Source organism: Rhodococcus sp. 4CII, assembly GCF_014256275.1.
GTDB lineage: Bacteria > Actinomycetota > Actinomycetes > Mycobacteriales > Mycobacteriaceae > Rhodococcus_F > Rhodococcus_F wratislaviensis_A.
In genome coordinates this window covers 3,591,114-3,617,874 of record NZ_JACCFE010000002.1, presented here as the reverse complement: position 1 = coordinate 3,617,874, position 26,761 = coordinate 3,591,114, and the positions used below count along the sequence as shown (strand labels likewise).

The following is a 26,761-nucleotide window of genomic DNA, read 5'->3' as shown; positions in this document are numbered from 1 at the left end:
CTCTTTTCTACAGTTCAGTAGCCTGCGTTGACCAGGACGGCAGCGGCGGCCACTTGCCGACGCAGAATGAGTGCGGGCGTTCCCCACGAATCGGTATCGGGCGCGGGCGTTTCAGCCGCGGATGCCGACGAGGCGATCGCGGCGAACACCGCGAGCACCGCCGCGATGTCCGTGTCGCTGGGGTTGCCCGTGAACGTCACGGCCGGTGCCGCCGGCGACTCGGCGAGCCCGGCATCCAGCGCGATCTCGTCGAGCACCTCGTCGACGACCAACTCCGCGGTCATAGCGGGATGTTCCCGTGCTTCTTGGGCGGGAGGGTGACCATTTTGCGTTCGAGCAGGCGCAGGGCGGCCACGATCTGTCCGCGGGTGTGGGACGGGGGGATGACGGCGTCGACGTAGCCGCGTTCGGCGGCGACGTACGGGTTGACGAGGGTGTCTTCGTATTCCTGTTGCAGTTGCAGGCGCAGGGCGTCGACGTCGTCACCGTTGCGGGCGGCCTCGAGCAGTTGTTTGCGGTAGACGAACCCGACGGCGCCGGAGGCGCCCATCACGGCGATCTGGGCGGTGGGCCAGGCCAGGTTGACGTCGGCGCCCATGTGCTTGGAGCCCATCACGTCGTAGGCGCCGCCGTAGGCCTTGCGGGTGATGACGGTGATCTTCCCGACGGTGGCCTCGCCGTAGGCGTAGAGCAGTTTCGCGCCGCGGCGGATGATGCCGTTGTATTCCTGGTCGGTGCCGGGCAGGAATCCGGGGACGTCGACGAGGGTGATGATGGGGACGTTGAACGCGTCGCAGGTGCGCACGAACCGGGCCGCCTTTTCGGAGGCGTCGATGTCGAGGCAGCCGGCGAAGACGGTGGGCTGGTTGGCGACGATGCCGACGGAGCGGCCGTCGACGCGGCCGAAGCCGACGACGATGTTGCCGGCGCGTTCGGCCTGGACCTCGAGGAATTCGTCGTCGTCGAGGATGCGGCGGATGACCTCGTGCATGTCGTAGGGCTGGTTCGCCGAGTCCGGGATGAGGGTGTCGAGTTCGAGGTCCTCGGCGGTGAGCGAGTCTTCGAGGGCTCCGGTGATCGGGTCGGTGGGGATCATCCGGGGGGCGGCGGCCTGGTTGTTGGACGGCAGGTAGGACAGCAGGTCCTTGACGTAGTCCAGGGCGTCCTGTTCGCCGGAGGCGACGTAGTGGGCGACGCCGGACTTGACCATGTGGGTGTGGGCGCCGCCGAGATCTTCCATGGTGACGTCTTCGCCGGTGACGGTCTTGATCACGTCGGGGCCGGTGACGAACATCTGGGAGGTCTGGTCGACCATGACGACGAAGTCGGTCAGGGCGGGGGAGTACACGTGGCCGCCGGCGGCGGGGCCCATGATCAGCGAGATCTGCGGGATGACGCCGGAGGCTTGGACGTTGCGGTGGAAGATTTCGCCGTACAACCCGAGGGAGACGACGCCTTCCTGGATGCGGGCGCCGGCGCCTTCGTTGATGCCGATCAGGGGGCGGCCGGTCTTGAGGGCGAGGTCCATGACCTTGACGATTTTTTCGCCGTAGATTTCGCCGAGGGAGCCGCCGAAGACGGTGGCGTCCTGGGAGAACACGCACACGTCGCGGCCGTCGACGGTGCCGTAGCCGGTGACGACGCCGTCGCCGACGGGGCGGTTGTCGGCGAGGCCGAAGTTCACGCTGCGGTGCCGGGCGAGGGCGTCGAGTTCGACGAACGAGCCGTCGTCGAGCAGGGCGGTGATGCGTTCGCGGGCGGTGAGCTTGCCCTTGGCGTGCACCTTCTCGACCGCGGCTTCACCGCTCGGGTGCTGCGCCTGGGCCTGACGATTACGCAGGTCGGCGAGCTTTCCCGCCGTCGTGTGAATATCGGGCGTGACCGCCGAATCTGTGACTGTCATCTATGACTGCTCTTCCCGTCGAGGCTGTCGGAACCTGCGCTGAACCTGTGGGTGCGCGGTTCGTGGGGTTACCCACCGGACGCCGCCACTTTAACGCATTACTTATCGATCGCTCACGTGTAATTCATCACTCCGGGTGGGTCGTGCGATGCGTCACGCTGCGACTACTGCTCTTCGGTGCGGCCGTGGCGGCGCTCGTAATCCTCGCGAGTGCGGTCGGCGCGGCGCTGCGCCTTCTCGCCGACGAGGTCCGGATCCAGGCCGTGGCTGAGCAGTCGGTGCCGGCGGTAGATGTTCATCAGAGCGACCGCAAAGTAGAGCAGGGGGAGCAGAAGGAGAGCCATCATCGCCAGCGGAATCCAGATCGGACCGGGGATGAGGAGGAACAACGCCAGCACCGCGACCACCGGCAGCATGAACCGGAGGACGTACCGCACGGACGCGCCGGGGCCGACGAGGTCGTTGCGGACCCAGTCCTGCATCGAATCCGGCAGGGTGCGCCCGAACAGATACCCGACGTACTGACTGGGGCTGGGACGCTGCGAATCGGACATGGGTTCAGGATAGTGCCGAGAATCGGAGCGAACGTGAACCCCGGTCCTGCTACTGCCGCTCCGCGTTCGCGACGACGACGTCCCGGACGTACTGCGCCAGACCGGGGGCGACGTCGTCGTAGTGCCGGCGGAAGCGGTCGTCGGCGAGGTACATCTCTGCGAGGTTCACCTGCATCGCGTGATCGCAGTCGTAGAACCGTTCGATGCCGGCGCGGTGTTCCTCGGCGAGAGCGTTGGCCCGCTCGGATCCGGGTTCGACGCCGTCGGCCATCGCCCGCGCGAGTGAGGCCTCGAATGCGTCTCCCTCGGCCTTGATTCGCTTCCAGTCCTCCTTGTTCATCTTCGCGGTGCGCCGCTGCGACTGCTTCCACGCGTCGGTGTCGCCCCAGCGCTCCTCGGCCTCGGCGGCGTACTCCTCGCCCGGCCAGTTGTCGCCGAAGATCTCGTTCTGCTCTTCGGGGGTGAGCTGAATGCCCATGGTTCTCGCCTCCATCATCTTCTCCACGGCGGCAGCCATCTCGTGTAGGCGATCGATCCGTTCGCTCAGCAACGCGTGCTGACGTCGAAGATGCGCGAGGGCATCAACGTCCGGATCGTCGAGGAGGGCTGCGATCTCCCCGAGGGGAAACCCCAGTTCGCGGTACGTCAGCACGCGGTGCAGACGTTCCACGTCGGCATCCGAATAGCTGCGGTATCCACCGGGTGTGCGGTCGGACGGTGCCACCAGGCCGATTTCGTCGTAGTGGTGCAGGGTGCGCACACTCACTCCGACCAGCGTGGCGACGACGCCCACCGTGTGTTTCTCGCTCACGTCTTCTACCGTGCAGCCTTACGTCGCGTGAGGGTCAACTCAGTTGTAGAGGTTCTCGAGTTCGGCGGAGAAGTTGGTCATCACGACCTTGCGCTTGAGTTTCATGCTCGGGGTGATCTCGCCGTTCTCGACGGTGAGTTCCCGTTCGAGGATGCGGAACTTCTTGATCTGCTCCCACCGGTTCAGGCCGGAGTTGAGTTCCTCGACATACCCGCCGATGAGGTTGCGGGTCTCCTGCGCGTTCGCGATCTCGGCTAGCGACTTGCCGCCCAGGTCGTGTTGCTGCGCCCATTCGCCGATGGATTCGGCGTCCAGGGAGATGAGAGCGACGCAGTACGACTTGCCTTCGCCGTCGACGATGATCTCGCCGACGTACGGGCAGATGCCCTTGAACGTGGCGGCCAGTGCGGACGGCGCGACGTATTTGCCATTGGACGTCTTGAACATGTCCTTTTTGCGGTCGGTGATCCGCAGGTAGCCCTTGTCGTCGATCTCACCGATGTCGCCGGTGTGGAACCAGCCGTCGTCGGTGAGTGCCTCGGAGGTGGCGTCGGGATTCTCGTGGTACCCGCTCATGACACCCGGGCCCTTGATGAGGATTTCGCCGTCGTCGGCGATCCGCGACTCGGTGCCGGGGATGGGCCAGCCGACGCTGCCGAACTGGTATGCCGACGGGCGGTTGACGAAGGACGCGGCGCTGGTCTCGGACAATCCGTAGCCCTCGAGGACGACGATTCCCACGGCGTCGAACCATTGCGCGACATCACGATTGAGGGCCGCGGAACCGGAGATGAAGAACTTCAGGCGTCCCCCGAAACGCTCGCGAATCGTGCTGTACACCAACCGATCCGCGACGGCGTGCTGGACCGAGTCGAGCAGCGACGGGCTCTTGCCGGCCTGTTTGGCCTTCGACACCCGCAGCCCCACCCCGATGGCCCAGTCGAAGATCTTCTCCTTCGGTCCGCCCTCCTCCCGCACGGTGGACAGGATGCGGGCGTACGCCTTCTCGAAGATTCGGGGGGCAGCGCCCATGAAGGTGGGTTTGACCACCGCGAGGTTCTCGACGATCTTGTCGACGCGACCGTCGACCGCCGTCGCGAAACCGATCTGCAGCGGCAGCGTGAGCAGGACCTTCCCGAACACGTGCGACAGCGGAAGCCACAGGTATTGCAGGTCGTCGGCGTCGAGGATGCCAATGGCGTCGATCGCGGCGGCCTCGTACGTCCACGCGGAGTGCGACAATCGCACGCCCTTGGGCTTGCCGGTGGTGCCGGACGTGTAGATCAGGGTGGCGAGGTCGTCGGGGGCGATCGCCTCGATCCGGTCGTGCACGGCGTCGGGTGTCTCGGCAAGCAGTTCTTCGCCGAGGTCGTGCAGCTGCTGGAACGTGATCACCCAGTCGTCGCCGTCTCCGGGGGCGCCGTCGATGAGGACGACCTTCTCCACGTCGCCGAGTTCGCCGCGGTTCTCGCGGAGCTTGGCGAGTTGCTTCTCGTCCTCGGCGAAGACGACCCGGCTGCCGGAGTTGGCGACGATATACGCGACGTCGGCTGCCGTCGTGGTGGGGTACACCGTGGTGGTCGCGGCACCCGCGCACATCACCGCCAGATCGGCGAGCACCCATTCGTAGCGGGTGGCGGAGGCCAGCGCCACGCGTTGCTCGGGCTGCACCCCGAGGACGATGAGACCGGCCGCGAGATTGCGCACCCGGTCCCCCGCCTCGGACCAGGTGACGCTGACCCACTTGTTCGGGTCCTGCGCGTCGACGTACCGGAATGCTTCGCGATTGGGGGAGTGCGCCACCCGATCCACGAACAATGCGGCTACCGACGGAGCCCGATTCTCGATCTTGGAACGGTCAATGACCTCGTCCGACGCGCGCTGAGCTGCCATGTATCGATCTTAGGAACCGGTGCGGCTCGCGGGAGCGGTTTCGCCGACGCCGAAACGCGCGAAGCGCCGTCCCCGGAACAGGCCTACGGTCGGTAGAGGGGGCGGTGCCAGGGTGAATTTCGGTTCTGCTGGTACCGGGCAGGGTCGCAACACGAGGTGAGAACGATGTCGCAGAACATGATGGACATGATGCAGATGTTCATGGCGTGGATGCACAGCATGGGCTGGTCCATGCCGATGTGGATGCCGATGCCGATGATGTGAGTTCGGCGCCGACGACCTGAGGGCGCCCGGAGATCCCGGCGCGGGGGAGGCCTGTGCCGCCTCGAAGCTCACGTGGCCACGGGGGCGCGGTTCGCGACGATGGCCAGCGACATCACGGCGGCGATCGCGCACAGCCCGCCCGCGACATAGAACGCGGCGTCGTAGCCGCCGAACTGGTCGCGGACGAGTCCGGCGAGGAATGCCACCAGGCCGGCCCCGATCTGATGCGACGCCAGCACCCAGCCGAACACGATGGGGGCCTCGTCGCCGAAGTGCTTGCGGCACAGCGCGACCGTCGGGGGAACGGTGGCCACCCAGTCGAGTCCGTAGAAGATGATGAACGCGATCATCGGCGGATGCACGGTGTCCGCGAACAGGATCGGCAGCAGCATCAGGGAGATCCCGCGCAGCAGGTAGTAGATGCCGAGGAGTTTGCGTGAATCGAACCGGTCGGTGAACCACCCGGACGCGACGGTGCCGACGACGTCGAAGATGCCGATCACCGCGAGCAGGCTCGCCGCCGCCGTCACCGGCATGCCGTGGTCGTGTGCGGCGGGAACGAAGTGGGTGCCGACGAGCCCGTTGGTGCTGGCCCCGCAGATCGCGAACGTGCCGGCCAGCAACCAGAACACCCGGGTCCGTGCCGCCGAGAGCAGTACCGCGACGGCCCGGCCTGCGGCGCCGCCACGGCCGGTCGGTGCGGGTGGTTCCACCATGTAGTCGGGGCCGGCGCCGTACGGGACCGTCCCGACGTCCGACGGACGGTTGCGTAGGAACAATAGGACCAACGGCACGACGGCGAGGGCCGCGAACGACACGGTCAGTGCCACCGTCTGCCAGTCGTAGTGCTCGGCGACCATCGCGAGGATCGGCAGGAACACCAACTGCCCGGCGGCGCTGCCCGCGGTGAGGATGCCGGTGACGAGGCCGCGGCGCGCGACGAACCAGCGGTCGACGACGGTGGCCACGAAGGCGAGCGCCATCGAACCGGTGCCGAGCCCGACGAGCACGCCCCACAGCAGCACCAGTTGCCAGGTGGCCGTCATGAAGACCGTCAGTCCGCTGCCGGCCGACACGAGGATCAGCGCCGCTGTGACCACCCGCCGCATGCCGAAGCGTTCCATCAGTGCCGCGGCGAACGGCGAGGTCAAGCCGTACAGCACCAGGTTGATCGACACGGCCGACGAAATGCTTGCCCGCGACCAGCCGAAGTCCTCGTGCAGGGGGTCGATCAGGATCGACGGCGCCGCCCGGAAGCTGGCGGCTCCGACGAGGGCGAGGAACGCGACGGCCGCGACGAGCCACGCGTAGTGCAGACGGGGTGGGGCCGCCTGGGCGGAGGGTGCGGGAGGCGCGATCTCGGACGTCACGTCGGTAAGTCTGCGGGACGGCGTCCCGTCGGAACAGTTGCCGGAATGACAATACCTGAAAGAATCTGGCCATGGTGGAACGTCATCGGGTGGTCGTGCTCGCGCTGGACGGGGTGATCCCGTTCGAGCTCGGCATCCCGTCGCGCGTGTTCGGCCGCGCCCACGACGTCGACGGACACCTGCTCTACGACGTGCTGACGTGCACCGCGGACGGCGGGCCGGTGCGTACCGACGCCGACTTCTCGGTGGCCGTCGACCACGGGCCCGAACTCCTGGCCACCGCCGACACCGTGGTGATCCCCGCGACGTACGAACTGGGCCCGGCCTACGACGAGGGCCGTCTGCCCCCGAACCTGGAGGCCGCGCTCGCACTCGTCCGGCCGGGCGCCCGGTACGTCTCCATCTGCACCGGCTCCTACGTCCTCGCCGCGGCGGGGCTCCTCGACGGGCTGCGCGCCACCACCCACTGGCGCAACACCGAGCACTTCCAGCGCACGTATCCGCAGGTGCGGGTCGACCCCGACGTGCTGTTCGTCGACGAAGGGGACATCCTCACGTCGGCCGGAGTCGCCGCCGGTCTCGACCTCTGCCTGCACATCGTGCGCCGCGACCACGGGTCGGACGTCGCAAACCGGGTCGCGCGCCGGTGCGTCGTCCCGCCGTGGCGCGACGGTGGGCAGGCCCAGTACATCGAGCGGCCGATCCCCGAGACCACGTCGGAGTCGACCGCGGCGACCCGGGAGTGGGCGTTGCAGCGCCTGGGTGAACCGCTGTCGCTGAACCGGCTGGCCGGGCACGCGAACATGAGCGTGCGGACGTTCACCCGGCGCTTCGGTGAGGAGGTGGGCACCACCCCCAACCGCTGGCTGATCACCCGTCGCGTCGACCGCGCCCGGCAACTGCTCGAGACGACGGACCTGTCCGTCGACGCCGTCGCGCGTGAGGTCGGGTTCGGAACCGGCACGTCCCTGCGGCAGCACATGGGCGCGGTGCTGGGCGTTCCCCCGTCGGCGTATCGCAGGACGTTTCGGGGCCACGCGGTTCGGGCGGTCTGAGCGGCGGTTCAGTCGCCATGATGGTCGGCCCGGCTGTGGAATGCGTCCACGGCGGCGTCGATGGTCGGGTAGAAGTGCGTCGAGTCGAACCTGTCGCCCACCCCGAACCTGATGAGCTGGTCCTTGATCGGACCCTTCATCTCCGCGAACGCCAACCGGATGCCGTTGCTTTCGAGATAGATGTCGAGGTCGACGAGTTCGTCGACGGCGGTGGTGTCGAGTCCGGTGATCGGTTCGGCGGCGACGATCACCCACTCGACCGGGTCGGGCGCGGACGCCACCACCGAGCGCACGTATTCGTCGAAGATCTCGCCATTTGCGAAGAAGAGGGGAGCGTCGAAGCGCACCAGCACCAGTCCCGGGATGCGGTGCCCGTCCGGGTGACGTTCGATGTCGTGGAAGCCGGGGCGATCCGTCGTCCGGACGAGTTCGGTGCGGTACGGCTGCCAGGCGTGCGCGACGACCGCGACGAAGGACAGCCCGATCGCGACGAGGATGCCCTGCAGCACCCCCACCAGGGCGACGCCCAGGAACGCGGCTGCGGCGAGACCGAATTCGACGGAGCTCATCCGCCACATCCGGACCATCCCGTCGACGTCGACCAGAGCGGTGGCCGCGACGATCACGACGGCGCCCAATGTCGCGTCGGGCAGGTAGGCGGTGACGCCGGGGGCGACGAGAACGAAGACCAGCACGGCGAGTGCTCCGACGACACCCGCCAGTTGGGTGCGGGCGCCGGCCTGTTCGGCGACCGGGGTCCGCGAGCCACTCGCCGAGATCGGGAAGCCGCCGAACAGTCCGCCCGCGATGTTGGCGACGCCGATGGCCTTCATCTCGGTGCTGCCGTTCACGTTCTCCCCGTGCCGGGCCGCGAACGTGCGGGAGAGAACACCCGTGTCGGCGAACGCGATCAGGGCGATGCCGGCGGCGGGACCGATCAGCTGGGCCACGTTGTTCCAGTCGACACCGCCGAACGACGGCAACGGCAAACCCTTGGGTAGCGCGCCGACCATGCCGATGTCGTCGTCGAGACCGGCCGCCGCGGACAGGATGATGGCTCCGACGACGGCGACGAGGACGCCGGGGATCTTCGGCAGCCACAGGCGGAACGCCACGATGACGGCGAGGGATCCGAGACCGACGGCCGCGGCGAGGCCGTCGATGTCACCGGCGAACACGGACCGCACGATGCCGCGGATCTCCCCGATCAGCCCGGACGCGTCGACGGAGAAGCCGAGCAGTTTCGGGAGTTGGCCCACCACCACGATCAGGGCGATCGCGTTGAGGTACCCCAGGCGGATGGGCTTCGACAGCAGTTCGGTGACGAACCCGAGATGCAGGAATCCGCCGATCACGAGGATCGCGCCCATCAGGACGGCCAGGATGCCGGCGAGGGCGAGTGCGCTCTCCGGATCATCGACGACGGCCAGCGGCAGCACGGCCGCGGCGATCAGCGGAGCCAGCGACGAATCCGGTCCGAGGACGAGGATTTTCGACGGACCCACGACGGCGTAGGCGAGCAGCGGCACGATGGTGGCGTAGAGGCCGGCGTAGGCGGGCAACCCCGCTGCTTCCGCGTAGCCCATCCCGGCGGGGATGAGCAGGGCGGTGAGGACGAGTCCGGCGGTGATGTCGGGTCGCAGCCACTCCCGCCGGTACGACCGGGCCGTCGCGATGCCCGGCAACCGCGCGAGACTACCGGTCCAGGGCATGGTTCGCGTCTCGGCGTGCGCGGTGCGGGTCGACCGCGGCGGTCGCGGGTAACGGTGTGCTCGGTCGCGTGTGCCGCCGCCGGCGGATCGCCTTCTCCGCCTCCACCACGACCGGAATGATCAGCGACCAGCCGAGGCAGGCGAGCCACTGGCCGCCCGTCAGCGACGTGGTCATGAGGAGGTCCTGGAGGAAGCCGATCTCGACCGCGAAGACGGTGACGACGACCGGGACCGACAGGATCTTCAGCGCGGTGAGGATCGGTGCGGTGAGCCCGGATTCGGGATCGCGCCGCATGACGAGCCCGGCGAGGATGGAACCGAGCGACAGCACCACGAACGCCGTGGTCATGGGGACGCTCGCCTCGGTCGTGCTCAGATCGCCCGGTGCGAGGAGCATCGCGGCGAGCGTGACGGCGAACTGCAGGACGCCGTACGCGAGCCACTGCACGAACGCTCCCCGGTTGGCGATGGGCAGCCGAGGGTCGCGTGGGGGCTTGTTCATCAGATCCGGCGGCGCCGGGTCGAGCATGATGACGGCGACCGGGAACAGCGTGATGAAGAAGTGCTGGAACAACACCATCAGCGGGGTGAGCGCGACCCCGTCGTTGATGTCGAAGATGCTCGCGACGAGGAACAGCAGAACCAGAGAGAAGAGTTTCGACATCTGATACCGGATGTACGACACGATCTTCTCGTAGATGCTGCGGCCCAATTGAATCGCGGTGATCAGGGTGCCGAAATTGTCGTCGGTGAGGATCATCTTGCCGGCCTGTTTGGTGACCTCGCTGCCCGATCCCATCGCGACGCCGATGTCGGCTTTCTTCAATGCCGCCGCGTCGTTGACGGCGTCCCCGGTCATCGCCACCACCGCGCCGCTCTTCTGCATGATGTCGGCGAGCCGGAGCTTGTCCTGCGGGGTGACGCGGCCGAACACGTGCAGGCGAGGCAGGGCCGCCGCCAGGTCGTCGTCGGTCATCGCCTGGAGTTCCGGCCCGCCGATGGCGCCCGGTCCGAGACCGAGTTCGGCACCGATCGCGGATGCCGTGATCGCGTGGTCGCCGGTGATCATGCGGACGTCGATGCCCGCCGCGTGGGCAGTGCGTACGGCGTCGATCGCTTCCGGGCGGAGCGGGTCGATGATGCCGACCATCCCGACGAACGTGAGGTCCTCCACGAACGACATGGGGTCGGCCACCACTGCGTCCTCCTGCCCGTCGAGCCGGCGAGCGGCGAATGCCAATACGCGCAGGCCCTTCTCGGACAGTGCCCGGTTCGCTTCGGTGAGTTCCTCCCGGACCTCGTCGAGCGGCACTGCCTGCCGACCCGGGCGGAAGGCGCTCCCGCAGCGGGCGAGGACAACGTCGGGTCCGCCCTTGACGAGTTCCGCGAACTGGGTGCCGCCGTCGACCTGGAGGTGGTGGAACGTCGCCATGAACTTGTATGCGGAGTCGAACGGCACCTCGGCGACCCGGGGATACTGTCGCCGGGTGAGCGGGGCGTCGACACCGACCTTCGCCGCGAGCACGACCAGCGCGGCCTCGGTCGGATCGCCGACGACCTCCCCGGTGTCGGAAACGGTGGCGTCGCTGTCGAGGCACAGCCCGTACGCGAGCAGGGTGAAATCGGGGACGGCCTCGCCCGCGGCGTGGGTGATCCGCCCCGTCTTGCTGTAACCCTCGCCGTCGACGGTGTACCACCGGCCGTGGAAGTACAGCGACCGCACCGTCATCTGGTTCATCGTCAGCGTGCCGGTCTTGTCCGAGTTGATCGCACTGGTGGCGCCGAGTGTCTCGACGTCGGTGAGGTTCTTCACGACGGCCTTCGCCTCGGCCAGCCGGCGGGCCCCGAAGGCCAGCATCGCCTGGACGAACGTCGGCAGGCCGGTCGGGATGGCCGAGACGCCCATCGAGATGCCCAGCAGAAGGAGCGTCGTGACGCTGTCCCCGCGCAGCAACCCGATGATCACGATGATCGCGACCGCCGTCCAGGCGATGATCCCGAGAACTTTGGTGAGCGAATTCAGTTCGCGCTGAAGCGGAGACTTGCTCGGCGCGACGGCCGAGAGCATCGACGCGATCTCGCCCATCTGGGTGTTCATGCCGGTTTCGGTGACCACCATGGTGGCGGTGCCCCGGGTGACCGACGTGTTCTGGAAGACCATGTTGGTGCGGTCGCCGAGCGGGACGTCGGCGGCGTCGAGGGTCCGAGGGTCCTTGGGGACGGGGGCGCTCTCACCGGTCAGCGCCGCCTCCTGGGTCTCGAGGGTCGCCGACGTCAGTAATCGTCCGTCCGCGGGAACCACGTCGCCGGCCTCGAGGTGCACGATGTCGCCGGGCACGAGGTCGGTCGCGGCGAACTGGACCAGCGCCCCGTCCCGGGTCACCCGGACCTGCGGTGTCTGCATCTTCGCGAGCGCGTCGACGCTGGCGCGTGCCTTCAGTTCCTGCTGCGTCCCCAGCACGACGTTGAGCACGACGAGGGCCGCGACGATGATCGCCGTCGGGACCTCGCCGATGACGACGCTGACGACCGCCACCGCGACCAGCATCAGGTTCATCAGATCCTTCAGCTGATGCAGCGCGAGCGTCCACGTCGACGGCGCCGGCTCGGAGGCGATCTCGTTGGGACCGTACCGTCGGCGCCGGTCGTCGGCCTCGTGGGCCGTCAGACCGGACGTCCGATCGGAGAACGCGGCAGCCACTACGGCATCGGCGTCCTGGGCATACCAGGCGCCGCGCGCCTGCGCGGGTTCCGTGGAGACCATGACCGCTCGTCCTTCCGGGCTCGAATCCTCAATAGGGGGTGGGGATCCAGTGCAATGGTTGCCTCGGCGCCTCGTAGCCGTGCGGATCCCGGCGCTCGGGCAGCGTGATGTCGGGGAGTTCCAGCGGTTCGTAGGGAACCTGGCTCAGCAGGTGGTTGATGACGTTGAGCCGGCCGCGTTTCTTGTCGTCGTTGACCGCGACGTACCACGGCGCCCAGCCGGTGTCGGTGAAATGGAACATCTCGTCCCGCGCCCGCGAGTATTCGTACCAGTGGCTGTACGACTTCAGATCCAGCTCCGACAGCTTCCAGATCTTCCGCGGGTCGTCGATCCGGCTCTGCAGGCGGAGGGTCTGCTGTTCCTGGCTCACCTCGAGCCAGTATTTGAGCAGGATGACGCCCGAGTCGACGATCGCACGCTCGACCGTCGGCACGAGTTGGAGGAAGTACTGTGCTTCCTCCTCGGTGCAGAATCCCATCACCCGTTCGACGCCCGCCCGGTTGTACCAACTGCGGTCGAAGATCACGACCTCCCCGCCGGACGGCAGATGGGGCAGGTACCGCTGCACGTACATCTGCGACTTCTCGCGATCGGTCGGCGCGGGCAGGGCGACGACCCGGAACACGCGCGGACTGACGCGCTCGGTGATCGCCTTGATCACACCGCCTTTCCCGGCGGTGTCACGACCTTCGAACACGATGCAGACGCGCGCACCGGACGACTTCACCCACTCCTGCAATGCGACGAGTTCACAGTGGAGCGGACGGAGCAGGTGGCGGTACTCCTTGTTCTTCATCGGTGGGGCGGGCTGGTCGGTGCCGGGCGACGGCAGGTCGAGCCTTGCCGTCCTGTGCTTCTTTCCCATGATCTCTCCGGCCGGCGGATCAGACCCGATCCGGCTTCCAGGTCGACACTGCCCAGATGACCACGATGTCGAGCGCGATGATGAGCAGCGACCACCATGGGTAATACGGCAGCCACAGGAAATTGGCGAGGATCGAGACGGCTGCGATCACGATTCCCGAGACCCTCGCCCACCCCGCTCCGGTGAACAGTGCGAGGCCGATCCCGAGAACCAGAACGCCCAGCACGATGTGGATCCAGCCCCAGGTGGTCAGGTCCAGCTTGTAGACGTACTCGATACCGACCACGAACATTTCGTTCTCGGCGACCGCGGCGATGCCTTGGAAGATCTGGATGATGCCCACTGTCACGAGGATGAGAGCCGCCCCGATCGACGTACCTGCCGCGACGCCTTGCTTGACCGACGATGTCTCGGACATGACCGTCCCTTTCCCTACCGCGGGCCGGCCGGCCCGGTCCGTCCATTGTCCGCCGAACCACCCCTGCGAGGTCACGAAACAGAGTTTCCGGGCAGGCGTGAATACTGGATTCATTCCAGGCTCAGCCGCATTCGCGCACCGGGACCGAACCATGTTGGTCGAGTGGCCGTTTCGTGTCTTGACGGTGGATCACGGCGGGATGACGATGTATTGATGACCGGGGACGACGAGTTGCTCCGGGTCGAACAGGTTATCGAACGGCTGATCATTCGGTACCCGTCCGCCTCACCCGTAGACATAGAACACACCGTGCGCACTATTCACAAGCGGCTGGCAGAAAGCGCTGTTCGCGACTACATCCCACTCCTCGTCGAGAGGGCGGCCGTCCGCGACCTCGCCGCCCGCGCGACCCCGAATCGATCGGGTGACTTTCTGCTCTAGCGCCGGCGCCCTGCCCGGTGGATACTTGCCGCAGGCCCGTGTGGCCGCCTCTGCTGTCTTCAGAAGAGAGGTCTTGCAGTGAACGACACCGATTTCGACGAACTCGGGCCCATCGACTATCTGGTCGTGGAGTTCCCCGCCGATCGGAAACCCGACGGATCGGCCCTACCGCTTCTGATCGATCTGGTCGAACGAAACATCATCCGGGTGCTCGATCTGGTCTTCGTCCGCAAGGAATCCGACGGCTCGCTGGCCGGGATCGCCGTCGAGGACCTCGGCTTCGAGGGCGGTGTGGACGTGACGCTGTTCGCCGAGGCGGCGACGGGTCTGATCGACCGCACCGACCTCGAGGAAGTCGCGGCTGTGCTCGAGCCCGGGTGTTCCGGGGCGATTCTCGTCTACGAGAATTGTTGGGCCGCACCGTTCGCCTCCGCGCTGCGGCGCGAAGGGGCCCAGCTCGTGGCGTCGGGACGCATCCCCGTCCAGGGCATTCTGGCGGCGCTCGACGCGCTCGACGCCTCCAGCTGACAGGCCGCCGAATCGAGAGCTGAGGAGCACATCATGCCAGGACTTCTGCGCGGGATCGCCCGGACCGCGCTCGTGGCGGGCACCGCGACCGCCGTCTCCAACCGGGTGTCGCGACGACAAGGCCAGCGATGGTCGGCGAATCAACCTGCCCCACAACAGGCGGCGCCGCCACCTCCCCCGCCGCCCGCGCAGCCCGCTGCGCCGTCCGGGGGCACGGATCGCATTGCGGCCCTGAAACAACTCGGTGAACTCCGCGATCAGGGAGTCCTCACCGAGCAAGAATTCGCCAACGAGAAGGCCAGAATCCTGGCTTCCTGACCGCAACACCGACTGAACGGAGCGCGACAATGGAAGGTTTCTGGGAGTTCTTCTGGTTCATCTTCGTCTGTTTCGCCTTCGTGGCGTACCTCACGGTGCTGTTCTCGATCATCACCGACCTGTTCCGCGATCGCGAGACGTCGGGCTGGGTGAAGGCGGTCTGGATCTTCTTCCTGTTCTTCGTGCCCTTCCTGACGGCCCTGATCTACCTGATCGTCAAGAGCGATGGCATGGCGAAGCGGTCGATGGCCGCCGCCCAGCAGGTCAGGCACGCGCAGGACACCTACATCCGCGACGTCGCCGGACAGTCGCCGGCGCAGCAGATCGCGGATGCCAAGGCGCTGCTCGATTCCGGGACGATCACGGACGCCGAGTTCCAGGCGATCAAGGCGAAGACGCTGGCGTAGCGTCCGTCGGTGTGGTGTCGGTCGGCGTCGCATCTGCAGCCGCGTCGGATGTGCGGGCCGGACGGATGAGCAGTTCCAGTGCCGCGAGTGCCACCACGGCGACGAGCACGATCCACAACACGACCATCCCGGTGGGGTAACGCCAGAACACCAGCAGCAGTGCGGCGACACCGATGATGCCGCACCGCAGCGGAACTCGGAGCTGGTGCGCCCACCGTTCCACCTCGTTCGGCGGGCGGCCGCTTCCGGATCGCCGGGCGAAGTCCAATGCCTGCCCGTAGCCGCGACGTACCGCCTTCGCCGAGGACGAGCCACCGACGAGGTAGGCGCCGATCGCGATCACCAGGCCGAGGACGGCCACCGCACGCAGACTCGTGCGCAGCGGCACCAGCACGGTGTCGATGACCGCTGTGGCCGCGTCGGGCGACAGGATGTCTGTGGGCACGCTGTCGAGGTAGATCGCGCGTCCGATGAGGATTCCGATCGCCAGGACGAGCATCCCCAGGGCGATGGACAGCCCGGCGAGAGCGAGGGCGCGGAGCCTCCGTCCGGTGGGTGCGACGGCGACAGCGGCGGCTGCGCAGGCGATTCCCAGCCACGGCAGGATCGCCGAGGCCTTGTCGAGTGCGGAGACCGCCCGCTGCGCCTTCACCAGTTCGGGAGACTGGAACAACACGAATTGCTTGTCCACGGCGGGGATTTTGTCCGCGAATGCGAAACCGCGCTCGGTCAGTGCGGCCTTCACCTTGTCGATGATGGTGCCGAGGGAGATGCTGACGGTGCCACTCTGGTCGACTTCGACGGAGCTGAGTCCGTAGTTTCCCGTCATCACCGCCACGAGCGCGTTGTGCGCAGACCGGTTTGCCTGGATCCACAAGTCCTCGAACTGCTGGGACTGCACGAGTGAGCTGACGGTGTCGTGGACGAAGCTCTTTGCCTGGCTGGTGATCACCGGGGCGAGGCCGACCACGGCCTTGTCCAGGCGGGGGGCGTTCGTGGACAGGTTCGAGACGTCGGTCAGCGCGGTGAGCGCGTCCGCCGTGAGCCCCTCGATGTCGACCCGGGTGAAGATTTCGTCGGTGATCTGGTTCGTGATCTCCGCCTGGATGGCCGGATTCTCACCCAGGGGTGCCACCGTGCTCACGTAGCGATCGGTGTCGAGAATCTGGCTCCGGGTGAAGCGGGCGGTGACCGAGACGATCGAGAGAACCGCGACCAGCACGAGCAGGATCGTCACCGCGACCCAGCGCAGTCCGTGCCTCGGAGGGCGGGAAACCGGTTCGGCGGGAACGCCGGCCGCCGCGCCCGCGGCCTGTGAGCGCAGCGTCGCGACCTCGCCGCGCAGCCGGAGAAGCTCTGCGCGTTCGTCTTTGTCGAGCGGGTCGGTGTTCGTTCCCTCGGTCATTCGTCGCTCAGATCTCGTCGGGATTCCAGGTTGCTACCGCCCAGATCACGACGGCGTTCAGCGCGATGATCGTGATGGCCCACAGCGGGTAATAGGGCAACCACAGGAAGTTGACGAAGATCGACAGCGCACACAACACCATGGCTGCTACTCGCGCCCACGTCGCCCCGGTGAACAGCGCCGCACCGACGGCCGCAACGATCACACCGAGCACGAGATGGACCCATCCCCAGGCAGTGACGTCGAATTTGTAGGTGTACTCGATGCCCACGACGATCACGTCGTCCTTGGCTATCGCGGAGATCCCTTGGAGAAACTCGAGCACACCGACGGTGACGAGCAGAACCGCCCCGCCCATCGAAGTTCCCTTTGCCACGCCTTGCTTGACCAGTGATTCGTCGGACATGACCGATCCTCTTTCGTCAGAATACGAAATGAACTGGCGTAATGAATTATCCCCCCGGAGAGTGACCGTTGTCAGGTAGATGCCGGGACGCGCGTGCAATTGACCTTGCTCTGCGTGGCAGCGGAAGATGAAAACCCCCGAGTCCGCCTGCCGCGGAGAGGACGAGACGCCATGACGACCGAAGTGATCGACGGCGCGCCCGAGGAAACGAGTACTGACCGGCAGCCGGGGTACCGGCGCCGACTGCCCGACCGGTATGCGTTCGGCGGACTGGTGATCGCCGTACTGTTCGTATGGCTGTCGCTGACACCGACGCTTCTGCCCCGCGGTCCGTTCTTCCAAGGACTCGTCACAGGCGTGTCGGCGGCCGTCGGCTACGCCCTCGGGTTCCTGGGCTCCAAATTGGTGCGCTATCTGGTGCAGCGCGAGGCACCGGCCCACGTGAAGGTCGTGGTTCGCCGGGTGTCGATGGTGATCGGACTCGTCGGAACCGCAGCGATGCTGGTGTGGTTCGGGAACTGGCAGTCCCAGCTGCGGGAGATCATGAGTGCCGCCCCGTTCCCGTGGACGGGATACCTGGTCATGGTGATCGTGGCGATGCTGGTCTTCGTTCTGTTCGTTGCGCTCGCCCGGGTGCTGCTACGGGCGGTGCGGTGGGTCGAGCGCAAGGTCAGCCGGGTGGTGCCGCGGCGGGTGTCGGCGACGGTGATCGGCGTAGTGGTGGTGGCGCTGCTCGTCGCGCTCGTCAACGGCGCGGTGGTGCGCGTGATCATGACGGGCCTGAACAATTCGTTCGCCGCCGTCAACCAGGAGACCAAGGCGGGCGACGAGCCACCGACCTCGACACTGCGGTCGGGCGGACCGGAGTCGATGGTCACGTGGGATTCGCTGGGACGGCAGGGCCGCTCCTTCATCTCACGCGCGCCGACCGTCGACGAGCTGTCCGCGTTCAACGGGGGACGGCCGGCGCTGGAGCCGATCCGGACCTACGCCGGGCTCGCCAGCGGCGGCGATTCGATCCGCGAGAACGCGCAGGTGGCGGCGGACGAACTCGAACGCGCCGGCGGCTTCGATCGTGCGGTGGTGGGCGTGGCGACCACCACCGGCACCGGGTGGATCAACGAGAGCCTCGTCGCGTCTCTGGAATACATGTACAACGGCGACACCGCGATGGTCGGGTTGCAGTACTCCTATCTTCCGAGCTGGCTGTCCTTCCTCGTGGACAAGGAGCGGGCGCATCAGGCCGGGGAGGCGTTGTTCGACGCGGTGTACGACAAGTGGAAGGTATTGCCACCGGAGACCCGTCCCAAGCTCGTCGTGATGGGGGAGAGCCTCGGCTCCTTCGGCGGCGAAAGCGCATTCGGCAACGTCGACGACGTCGAGGCCCGCACCGACGGCGTCCTGTTCACCGGACCGCCCAACGCCAATACGATCTGGACCGACGTCACCACGAACCGCGACCCGGGTTCGCCCGAATGGCTTCCGGTCTACGAGGAGGGCGAGACCGTGCGTTTCGGCGCGCGGGCGCCGGAAGACCTGCCGCGCCCCGACGCCCCGTGGGGGCTTCCGCGAATGGTGTATCTGCAGCACCCGTCGGACCCGATCGTCTGGTGGTCGCCGGAGCTGCTGCTGAACAAGCCCGACTGGCTGCGGGAGGATCGCGGATACGACGTCCTCGACAGCACGCAGTGGTTCCCGTTCGTGACGTTCCTGCAGGTTGCGGCCGACATGGCGGTCTCGACGGGGGTCCCCGACGGGCACGGGCATTCCTACGTCGTCGACATCGCCGATGCGTGGAGCGCGATCCTGCCGCCCCCCGGCTGGACGCCGTCGGACAACGACCGCCTCAGGACCGTCCTCGCCGAGATGGGAGCGGACGGCTGACCCGTTGTGCACAGCCCACCGCTACGGCGCCGAAAGGAAGGATGTGACCGCCGGGGCGAGATTCTTCGGATCGGTGATGATGTCGACGTGACCGCCGGGGTGGACGTGCAACGTCGCGTGTGGCAGAAGGGCATTCATGATGTGTGCGTTGAGGAGCGGAATGATGGGGTCGTCGGTGCCCGCGACGATCAGCGTGCGTTGCCGCACGAGCGGCAGCACCGGCAGGCTGGTCCACATCGCACCCGCGAGAAGCTGGTGGACGTAGCCGGTCCGCGAGCCGGCGTGCGCCTGTTTCCGGAACACTCGTGCCACGTCGTCTCCGCCTCGCCGGGCGGTGCCACCGTACAGTTCGCCCGCGATGGCCGCCGCGTAGCGGGTGTCGGTGAATCGCCTCGGTGTCAGCATCTTCGCGAGTACGCGCGGGTGGCCGGGAACCATCAGGGCACCGGTCCCGGTGGCGACGAGAACGAGGCGCCGGCACCGTCGCGGATTCTGCACGGCGAACTGCTGAGCCAGTGCTCCGCCCCACGACAGCCCGAGGACGTCGACGGCACCGACTCCGAGCTCGGTGAGGAGGCGGCCCAGACCGCATGCGAGCGAGGGAATTCCGTACGGGACCGGTGATGCCGGCGAACGGCCGGTGCCCGGGACGTCGAAGCGGATGATCGTCGCCTTCGGATCGAGCGCGGCGACCAGCGGGTCCAGCACTTCCAGGCCCGCACCGATGCCGTTGCAGAGAACCAGGGGCACACCGGTGCCGGGCCGGATACGGACCCGGATCCGCCGCCCGCGGACGCGAACGACACGGTCGTCGAACCGGTCGCTCCCGCCGAACAATTCGGTCACGGTCACGTGTAGAGCACCACGACGTCGGCGACGCAGACCGGCCGGGTGCCGCCGTCGATCTCGCAGGTCACCCCGAACACGACCTCGATACCGGCGGGCTTCTGCTGGGCCGCGGTGACGGACACGGTGGCGCGCAACGCGGAGCCGACCGGCACGGGCGCCGGGAAACGCACCTTGTTCAGCCCGTAGTTGAGGGCCGCGTCCATGCCGTCGACGGTGAGTACCTCGGCGAGGATGCTCGGTACCAGCGACAACGTCAGGTAGCCGTGCGCGATGGTGCGGCCGAAGGGGCCGGATGCGGCGCGTTCCGGATCGGTGTGGATCCACTGGTGGTCCCCGGTCGCGTCGGCGAACAGGTCGACCTGGCTCTGCAAGATCTTGAATGTGCCGGTGGTGCCGATGGTCTGTCCGACCAACGCGAGAAGGTCGGTGGGCTGGGTGAGGTGCATGGTCATGGTGTTCCTGTGATCGTGGCGAGGGGTCAGCTGTGGTGGACGTAGGTGCCCGGTGCGGGTGCGACGGGTGGGAATTGCCGTGCGCCGAGGGTGTGGGGTGCGTCGACATCGGGTCCGCTGCGTTCGGCCAGCCAGCGACCGTAGTCGGGCCACCACGAGTCGGTCGCGGTTTCCGCCGCGGCCAGCCACTCGTCCGGAGACTGCGAGTCGGGCTGACCGAATCGGAAGGACGCCCGCGGATTGCCCGGCGGGTTCACGAGTGAGGCGATGTGACCGTTCGACGACAGCACGAACCGAGAGTCCTTGCTGCCGAGGAGGCGAGCGCTCCGGTAGGTGGACTGCCACGGGCAGAGATGGTCTGCGGAACCGCCGACGACGTACGCGTCGGCAGTGACGGAGGCCAGGTCGACGGACGTGCCGAGCATGGTCGCCGCGCCCGGAGTGGTCAGGGCGTTGCGCAGACCGAGCAGGACGAGATCGCGGTGCAGTGCCGCCGCCATACGGGTGGTGTCCGAGTTCCAGAACAGTACGTCGAAGGCGGCGGGAGACCGTCCTTGCACGTAGTTGTTCACCCAGTACCGCCAGACCAGGTCGGTCGGGCGCAGCCAGGCGAACATCTCGGCGAGGGTGTGGCCGTCGAGGTATCCCCGGGCGGCCGAGTCACGGAGCGCGGCCGCGGCGGCACGCTCGCTCATCATTGCCGCCGCGGTACCGGCCCGCGTCTGGTCGAGGACGGTGACGGCGAGGGTGAGGCCGGCGATACGGTCGCCCTCGCCGATGTCGGTGAGATGCGCGGCGACCATTGCCGCGAGGATCCCGCCCGAGCAGGTGCCGAGGAGGTGCGCGTTGTCGGTCCCGGCGACGCACTGCACCGCGTCGAGCGCCTCGACGATCGCCGCACCATAGGTGTCGGCATCCCAGTCCCGGTGCCGGGCGTGAGGGTTGCGCCAGGAGATCGCGAAGACCTGCTGGCCCTGCTGCAGCAGGTACTCGATCAGGCTGCGGCCCGGAGCGATGTCGAGGATGTAGTACTTGTTGATGACGGGCGGGACGATCAACAGCGGTGTGGCGTGGACCTTTTCCGTCTGCGGCGTGTAGTGGATCAGTTCGAAGATGCGGGTTTGCAGCACCACTGCACCCTGTGTCGCCGCCACGTCCTCCCCGACGGTGAACGCGTCGGGCTCGACCATGGCGGGCACGCGAGGCCTCGACCGCAGGTCGCGGACGAGCGCGCGGACCCCGCGTGCCGCGCTGAGACCGCCCGTGTCCACCATTGCCTTCCAGCCCAGCGGGCTGAGGAGGGGATTGTTGGTGGGGGACAGGCCTTCGACGAGGTTCTCGAGGACGAAGCGCATCCGCTCGTGGTCTCGCCAGTCGAGTTCGGCGTCGTCGAGGAGGGCGGCGGCGGTGTGCGACGTCGCGAGGTACGCCTGCATCGCCCGGCGCAGGCCCGGATTCTGCTGCCACGCGGCGTCGCCGAAGCGTTTGTCCGCCTTCGCGGGCGAACGGTCGGAGCTGCCGACGGCAATGGCGCCGAGTTCGCGGGCGAGGGCGCCGCCGCGCCGGGCGACGGTACCCGGGCGGCGGGCGAGACTGCGCCCGAGACGGGCCCACGAGCTGTCGGGGAGCATGCGCGCCGCGACATCGCGGGTTCCGCTGGTGAGGAGGAGGTCGAGGGGAGCGGTGAGCTCATCGGGGACGATCGGCAGGGAAGTGGTGCTCACGCTGGTGCTTTCGGTGTCAGAGCGCGGCCGGGGTGCGGCCGAGTTCGCGTTTGAGGATCTTGCCGGTCGCGGTCATCGGCAGGGAGTCGACGAATTCGACGGTGCGGGGGTATTTGTAGCTCGCCATCTGCTGCTTGGACCAGGCGATCAGCTCGTCGGCGGTGACTCGTGCACCCGCCTCGAGGATGACGTACGCCTTGACCTCCTCGCCGTGGCTGTCGTCGGGGACACCGACGACAGCGGCGAGGGAGACGGCGTCGTGCCCGATGAGGACGTCCTCGATCTCGCGGGGGTAGACGTTGAAACCGCCGCGCACGATGAGGTCCTTGGCGCGGTCGACGATGTAGTAGAAGCCGTCTTCGTCGACGCGCGCGAGGTCGCCGGTGCGGAACCAGCCGTCGCGCAACACTTCCGCTGTGGCCTCGGGACGGTTGTAGTAGCCCTTCATGATGTTGTGGCCGCACAGTGCGATCTCACCGATCCGGTCGGTGCCGGTGACGGTGTTCCACTCCTTGTCGACGAGGCGCGCCTGGATGCCCCAGACGGGAACGCCGATCGAGCCGGGCCGGGGTTCGAGAGCGGGATCGCTGAACGTCGCGAGCGGCGACGTCTCGGACAGGCCGTAGCCCTCGAGGATCTGCACGCCGAACCTGTCGGCGAACCGAGTGAGGATCTCCACCGGCAGCGCGGCGCCGCCGGAGATGGCACGGCGCATGTTCCGTGCGATGCGGTCGATGTCGACGGGGTGCTCGTCGAGGGCGCCGAGCAGTCCCCAGTACATGGTGGGCACCCCGGCGAAGACGGTGATGTCCTCCCGCTCGATGAGGTCGAGTGCGGCGCGGGCCTCGAACCGGGGCAGCAGCACGAGGGTGGCACCCACCGAGATGCCGGCGTTGAGGGTGACGGTCTGGCCGAAGGAATGGAACAGCGGCAGGGTCACCAGGTACCGGTCGTGGGTCGCGGGAGTGCTGTCGAACAGCCGGTTGGCGGTCAGCGCGTTGAGCGCCATGTTGGCGTGGGTGAGTTCGGCGCCCTTGGGTTTTCCGGTGGTGCCGCTCGTGTAGAGGATGACGGCGGTGTCCCCGGGTTCGCGGACCACGGCGTCGAAGTGACCGTCGTGCCGCGCGAGGGCGTCGGCGAGTGTCCCGACGCCGTCGATCATGGCGGGGGCGGCCGGGTCGGTGGTGATGCGGAACAGGGCGCGGCAGCGCGGACTCTGCGCGAAGCCGGACAGTCCGTACTCGCCAATCGGTAGTTCGGGGGTGCCCTGGTAGCAGAAGTAGGCCTTGGCATCGGAATCGTCGAGGTGATACGCGATCTCACGGTCCTTGAGCAGGACGTTGAGCGGTACGACCACCGCCCCCGCCTTGAGGATTCCGTAGTAGACGACGGGAAACTGCGGAATGTTGGGGCACGACAGCGCAATCTTGTCGCCAGGTTCGATGCCCGCCGACACCAGCAGGTTCGCGACCCGGTTCGACTGGGCGTCGAGTTCGGCGTAGGTCATGCGCTGGTCACCGAGCACCAGGGCGACGCGGTCGGGGAATCGGCGGGCCGAGTCTTCGAGAAGTACGGAGAGGTTGAGCACGGGGAACTTTCTCGTCGGGGAGCGGAACGGTGGGGTGGCGCTACGCGAACGACGCGGCGGGGGTGGCAGTCGAGTTGATCAGCTCGCGGAGCAGCTCTTCGGCGTACGGCCAGTACCCGTAGCCGGCGACGGGATTGAGGTGGCCGACGGCGCCGAGGTCGACGAGCTTGCTGCCCCACGACTCGGCCATCCCGGCGACCCGCCGAAACCGGGCCATCGGGTCGTCGGTGCTCGCGGCCACGATGCTGGGGAACGGGAGCCGGCGCCGGGGAACGGGATTCCAGCCGCCCTGTTCGAGGTCCGCGGGGGTGGGGTAGCCCGCGGGCAGCGGTTCCTCGAGGTCCGGCGGGGTGGCCAGCAGGGCGCCCTGGACGGGGCGGGACGCCTGCTGGGCCCAGTGCACCGTGATCGCCACGCCCGCGCTGTGCGCGACGAGCACCACCGGACCGTCGATGTCGTCGAGAACGGTGTCGAGGGCGGCGATCCGCGCGGCGAGACTGAGCTTGTCCCGCTCGAGCGGCGGCACCGTCCGCACGGCGTCGAGTCGCTCCGCGAGCAACGTCTGCCAATGGTCGGCAACGTGATCGCGCAGCCCGGGCACGATCACCACGGTCGGTTCGGGGGAGGAGGTCACAATCGGCTCCATTTTCCTATGAGATGGCGGTGAGGGCGGCGAGCTTGCGGCGTCCGGCCGGGTAGGCGCGTTTGCCGAGAATCAGGGCGGCGATCGCGACGACGTAGATCAGGGGCGCGATCTGCAGGGCGGTGACGAGGCCGAAGCGGTCGGCGAGCAGCCCGACCACGAACGGGCCGAGTGCCAGTCCGAGGAGGTTGTTGGCGAGTGTGAGGGTGCCGAAGGCCGAGGCACGCACCGACGAGTGGGTGAGGTTCGCGACCATCGCGGCGATCGGACCGGACGAGCCGGCGGAGAAGAAGGCACCGATACCGATCAGGATCAGCTGGGCGGACCCGGAAGGCATCTGGAAACCGGCACCGAGGAACACGAGCGAGAGCACCCCGTACACGACGGCTGTCGTCCATTTCTTCGCCGGATCGTGCCTGCTGACGCGGTCGGTGATGATGCCGCACACCACCATGCCGCTGCCGACGGCGAGGACGAAGATCGACGCCATCGCACCGGCCTTGTCGGGGGCGAGGCCGTACGACCGGTTGAAGAAACTCGGCAGCCACGCCAGCAGGACACCTGCGGTGAACATCTGCAGACCGCCACCGACGTATGCCAGCAGGACGGCGGGTGTGGTGAAGAGGCTCGAGAGCGGTGCCCGGAAACCGGTGGGGGTGTCGGCGGGGTCTTCGTGGACGGCGGCGTCCGTCAGCTTCTTTTCGGACACCAGGACACGGAACAGGGCGACGAGGATGAGGCCGAAGACGGCCATCGCGGCGAACGACCAGCGCCAGCCGAGGTTGACGGCGATGACGCCGCCGAGGGCGACACCGATCACGGAACCGAACGATCCGCCGCCCATGAAGGCGCCACTGAGCGCGGAGTGAACACGCGGGGCGAACACGCTGAGCACCACCGCGATGCCGACACTGCCGTAGGCGGCTTCGCCGACACCGACGAGGAATCGGGCGCCGAGCATCTGCTCGTAATTGGTGGCGAGCGCACAGAGCAGGGTGGCGGCGCTCCACAGGACGGCCATGAGAAGCAGGCTCTTGACCCGGCCCCACCGGTCGGCCAGCAGCGACAGCGGGAGGGTCAGCAGTCCGACCATCAGCGCGACGATGCTGCTGAGCGATGCCAGCTGTGAATCGGACAGCGCCCATTCGGTTTTGAGGAGGGGGAAGACGGCGCTGAGAACCTGCCGGGACATGTAGTCCGACAGCAGCAGTCCGAAGGTGAGTGCGAAGACGATCCAGGGATACATCCGGGACCGTCGGGCGGGTGCAGTGGTCTCGACGACCGCGTCCGCGGTGGTGGTGGGCAGTCCCATGAGGGCCTCCTATGGCCGACAGGAGTGATAAAGGAGTGCGGGGAGGGAGCCGGGCGTGCTCACCAGGAGCAGCGCATCATCCGGCTCCCTCCCCGGTCGTGACCGAAATCCCCCGGGTGCGGGAACTCAGGCGTGCTGGGTGAAGCCCACATGGCCGGGGCGGCGGTTGGGGGCGTAGCCGAGCTTGGCGAGCGTCTCGTCGGCATTGGCGTAGGAGGTGCCGATCTTGTAGATGTCGCGGGCCTCCTTGCCGGTGGCGACCTCGCGGCCCAGCTCGTTCGCGACACGGACCAACTGCTGGATCTGCGCGACGGAGGTCATCTTCTCGCCTTTGCGGCCCCAGATCGTGTCCTCGTTGCCGCAGCGGGGGTGCAGGCCCATCGCGATCGCCATCGCGTTGACCGGCAGCACGCTACGCATCAGCGTCTCGAGGGTCAGGCACGCGCCGTCCGGGACACGCTGGACGAAATTCATGATGTTGTACGGGTTCGGGCCGTCGAAGCCGCCGCCGATGCCGACCCAGGTCAGGTTCAGCGGACCGGTGTAGACGCCGCGGCGGATGAGCCGTTCGACGGTCTCGAGCTGGGGGATGCTCGAGAGCTGGAAGTGCGGCTGAATCCCGGCCGCCTGCAGGCGACGCAGGTGCTCCTCGACCCACGCCGGGCCGGCCGGAACCGTCATCTCCCGGTACGCCTCGGCGAGTTCGGGCCGCTGCATCGAGGTGCCGGCGATGTCGTCGGCGGTCATCAGTTCCATGATGTTCATCTGCGAGGTGTTGATCGCGATCGTCACCTGGTCCGGTGCCGGATCGAGGTCGGCGAGCATGTGCCGGGTGTCGTCCGAGAGCCACTTCGCGTCGGCGCCTTCGCCTTCCGGCGCGAACGAGATGGAACCGCCGACCTGCAGGATCATGTCCGGCACCGCCTGCCGCAGTCCGGCGAGCAGCTCGTTGAACTTGGATAGCCGCTTGGAGCCCTTGCCGTCGAGTTCACGGACGTGGATGTGCAGCACCGTGGCGCCGGCCTCGTAGCAGTCGACCGCCTTCTGGACGTGCTCGTCCATCGTCAGTGGCAGGTCCTCGCGGAAGTCGTCCGGCTCCCACTCGGGACCGTACGGGGCACACGTGATGACCAGCTTCTCCTGGTTCTCGGGGAAGAGGGCGTCGTCGTGGAAATGCATGGAAATACTCCTGTCG

General features: G+C 67.5%; 25 protein-coding genes. 6 read left to right on the top strand and 19 right to left on the bottom strand.

The features are described 5' to 3' along the window. Positions 1-14: 14 nt before the first annotated feature. From H0B43_RS17520 to H0B43_RS17495, 6 genes are all read right to left on the bottom strand, one after another. Complete coding sequence (locus tag H0B43_RS17520; protein WP_185726768.1) at positions 15-284, bottom strand: acyl-CoA carboxylase subunit epsilon; 270 nt, start codon at positions 282-284, stop codon at positions 15-17. Next, positions 281-1,903 carry an acyl-CoA carboxylase subunit beta gene (locus tag H0B43_RS17515; protein WP_185726769.1) on the bottom strand — a complete coding sequence of 541 codons (1,623 nt, stop codon included), beginning with the start codon at positions 1,901-1,903 and terminating at the stop codon, positions 281-283. The genes H0B43_RS17520 and H0B43_RS17515 overlap by 4 nt, the downstream gene beginning before the upstream one ends. 164 nt (positions 1,904-2,067) lie before the next feature. Beyond that, positions 2,068-2,457, bottom strand: a complete 390-nt coding sequence (locus tag H0B43_RS17510; protein ID WP_141476624.1) for a DUF5313 family protein — start codon at positions 2,455-2,457, stop codon at positions 2,068-2,070. Positions 2,458-2,506: 49 nt separating this feature from the next. After that, positions 2,507-3,268, bottom strand: a complete 762-nt coding sequence (locus H0B43_RS17505; RefSeq protein WP_185726770.1) for a MerR family transcriptional regulator — start codon at positions 3,266-3,268, stop codon at positions 2,507-2,509. Positions 3,269-3,307: 39 nt separating this feature from the next. Further along, the gene (locus H0B43_RS17500; protein ID WP_185726771.1) at positions 3,308-5,161 is read right to left on the bottom strand and encodes a long-chain fatty acid--CoA ligase; all 1,854 of its coding nucleotides are present in this window, start codon (positions 5,159-5,161) and stop codon (positions 3,308-3,310) included. A gap of 332 nt (positions 5,162-5,493) precedes the next feature. Continuing rightward, entirely contained in the window at positions 5,494-6,795 is a 1,302-nt protein-coding gene (locus H0B43_RS17495; RefSeq protein WP_185726772.1) for an MFS transporter, read from the bottom strand. A 71-nt stretch (positions 6,796-6,866) separates the two neighbouring features. Between H0B43_RS17495 and H0B43_RS17490 the strand changes: the two genes are divergently transcribed. Continuing rightward, the gene (locus H0B43_RS17490) at positions 6,867-7,850 is read left to right on the top strand and encodes a GlxA family transcriptional regulator (protein ID WP_185726773.1); all 984 of its coding nucleotides are present in this window, start codon (positions 6,867-6,869) and stop codon (positions 7,848-7,850) included. An 8-nt stretch (positions 7,851-7,858) separates the two neighbouring features. Here H0B43_RS17490 and H0B43_RS17485 read toward each other — a convergent pair whose 3' ends face one another. From H0B43_RS17485 to H0B43_RS17470, 4 genes are read right to left on the bottom strand one after another with little or no spacing between them, the layout of a single operon-like run. Continuing rightward, entirely contained in the window at positions 7,859-9,562 is a 1,704-nt protein-coding gene (locus H0B43_RS17485) for a SulP family inorganic anion transporter (RefSeq protein WP_185726774.1), read from the bottom strand. Next, entirely contained in the window at positions 9,546-12,326 is a 2,781-nt protein-coding gene (locus H0B43_RS17480) for a cation-transporting P-type ATPase (protein WP_185726775.1), read from the bottom strand. The genes H0B43_RS17485 and H0B43_RS17480 overlap by 17 nt, the downstream gene beginning before the upstream one ends. 28 nt (positions 12,327-12,354) lie before the next feature. Beyond that, positions 12,355-13,191, bottom strand: coding sequence for a polyphosphate kinase 2 (ppk2, locus tag H0B43_RS17475; RefSeq protein ID WP_185726776.1), 837 nt, complete (start codon positions 13,189-13,191; stop codon positions 12,355-12,357). A 19-nt stretch (positions 13,192-13,210) separates the two neighbouring features. Further along, on the bottom strand, positions 13,211-13,609 hold the full coding sequence (locus H0B43_RS17470) for a hypothetical protein (RefSeq protein ID WP_185726777.1): 399 nt from the start codon (positions 13,607-13,609) through the stop codon (positions 13,211-13,213). 213 nt (positions 13,610-13,822) lie between these two features. Here H0B43_RS17470 and H0B43_RS17465 point away from each other — a divergent pair, with 213 nt between their 5' ends. The 4 genes from H0B43_RS17465 (at position 13,823) to H0B43_RS17450 (ending at position 15,303) form a co-directional block, all read left to right on the top strand. Beyond that, positions 13,823-14,050: a three-helix bundle dimerization domain-containing protein gene (locus tag H0B43_RS17465; RefSeq protein WP_185726778.1), complete on the top strand. Its 228-nt coding sequence runs from the start codon at positions 13,823-13,825 to the stop codon at positions 14,048-14,050. Positions 14,051-14,128: 78 nt separating this feature from the next. Beyond that, positions 14,129-14,578, top strand: a complete 450-nt coding sequence (locus H0B43_RS17460; protein ID WP_185726779.1) for a DUF6325 family protein — start codon at positions 14,129-14,131, stop codon at positions 14,576-14,578. A gap of 33 nt (positions 14,579-14,611) precedes the next feature. Beyond that, the gene (locus tag H0B43_RS17455; protein ID WP_185726780.1) at positions 14,612-14,896 is read left to right on the top strand and encodes an SHOCT domain-containing protein; all 285 of its coding nucleotides are present in this window, start codon (positions 14,612-14,614) and stop codon (positions 14,894-14,896) included. A gap of 29 nt (positions 14,897-14,925) precedes the next feature. Next, positions 14,926-15,303, top strand: a complete 378-nt coding sequence (locus H0B43_RS17450; protein ID WP_185726781.1) for an SHOCT domain-containing protein — start codon at positions 14,926-14,928, stop codon at positions 15,301-15,303. Here the strand turns inward: H0B43_RS17450 and H0B43_RS17445 are convergent. Both H0B43_RS17445 and H0B43_RS17440 read right to left on the bottom strand, forming a co-directional pair. Then, complete coding sequence (locus tag H0B43_RS17445; protein WP_185726782.1) at positions 15,281-16,708, bottom strand: hypothetical protein; 1,428 nt, start codon at positions 16,706-16,708, stop codon at positions 15,281-15,283. The genes H0B43_RS17450 and H0B43_RS17445 overlap by 23 nt on opposite strands. A gap of 7 nt (positions 16,709-16,715) precedes the next feature. Next, positions 16,716-17,114 (bottom strand): hypothetical protein, encoded by a 399-nt coding sequence (locus H0B43_RS17440; RefSeq protein ID WP_185726783.1) that lies wholly within the window; start codon positions 17,112-17,114, stop codon positions 16,716-16,718. Positions 17,115-17,285: 171 nt separating this feature from the next. Here H0B43_RS17440 and H0B43_RS17435 point away from each other — a divergent pair, with 171 nt between their 5' ends. Then, positions 17,286-18,998, top strand: coding sequence for an alpha/beta-hydrolase family protein (locus H0B43_RS17435; protein WP_185726784.1), 1,713 nt, complete (start codon positions 17,286-17,288; stop codon positions 18,996-18,998). 21 nt (positions 18,999-19,019) lie between these two features. On the opposite strand, the gene H0B43_RS17430 is transcribed toward H0B43_RS17435, so the two are convergent. The 7 genes from H0B43_RS17430 to H0B43_RS17400 all read right to left on the bottom strand — a co-directional run bounded on the left by H0B43_RS17430 (position 19,020) and on the right by H0B43_RS17400 (position 26,745). Then, positions 19,020-19,850 carry an alpha/beta fold hydrolase gene (locus H0B43_RS17430; protein ID WP_185726785.1) on the bottom strand — a complete coding sequence of 277 codons (831 nt, stop codon included), beginning with the start codon at positions 19,848-19,850 and terminating at the stop codon, positions 19,020-19,022. Beyond that, positions 19,847-20,299, bottom strand: a complete 453-nt coding sequence (locus H0B43_RS17425) for a MaoC family dehydratase (RefSeq protein ID WP_185726786.1) — start codon at positions 20,297-20,299, stop codon at positions 19,847-19,849. Before H0B43_RS17425 ends, H0B43_RS17430 begins: the two co-directional genes overlap by 4 nt. 26 nt (positions 20,300-20,325) lie before the next feature. After that, positions 20,326-22,023, bottom strand: coding sequence for an alpha/beta hydrolase (locus tag H0B43_RS17420; protein ID WP_185726787.1), 1,698 nt, complete (start codon positions 22,021-22,023; stop codon positions 20,326-20,328). Between the two features lie 16 nt (positions 22,024-22,039). After that, positions 22,040-23,611, bottom strand: a complete 1,572-nt coding sequence (locus H0B43_RS17415; RefSeq protein WP_185726788.1) for a long-chain fatty acid--CoA ligase — start codon at positions 23,609-23,611, stop codon at positions 22,040-22,042. 40 nt (positions 23,612-23,651) lie between these two features. Then, positions 23,652-24,257: an alpha/beta hydrolase gene (locus H0B43_RS17410; protein WP_185726789.1), complete on the bottom strand. Its 606-nt coding sequence runs from the start codon at positions 24,255-24,257 to the stop codon at positions 23,652-23,654. A 4-nt stretch (positions 24,258-24,261) separates the two neighbouring features. Continuing rightward, on the bottom strand, positions 24,262-25,566 hold the full coding sequence (locus H0B43_RS17405; RefSeq protein WP_185726790.1) for an MFS transporter: 1,305 nt from the start codon (positions 25,564-25,566) through the stop codon (positions 24,262-24,264). Positions 25,567-25,692: 126 nt separating this feature from the next. Next, entirely contained in the window at positions 25,693-26,745 is a 1,053-nt protein-coding gene (locus H0B43_RS17400; RefSeq protein WP_185726791.1) for a 3-keto-5-aminohexanoate cleavage protein, read from the bottom strand. Positions 26,746-26,761 lie beyond the last annotated feature (16 nt).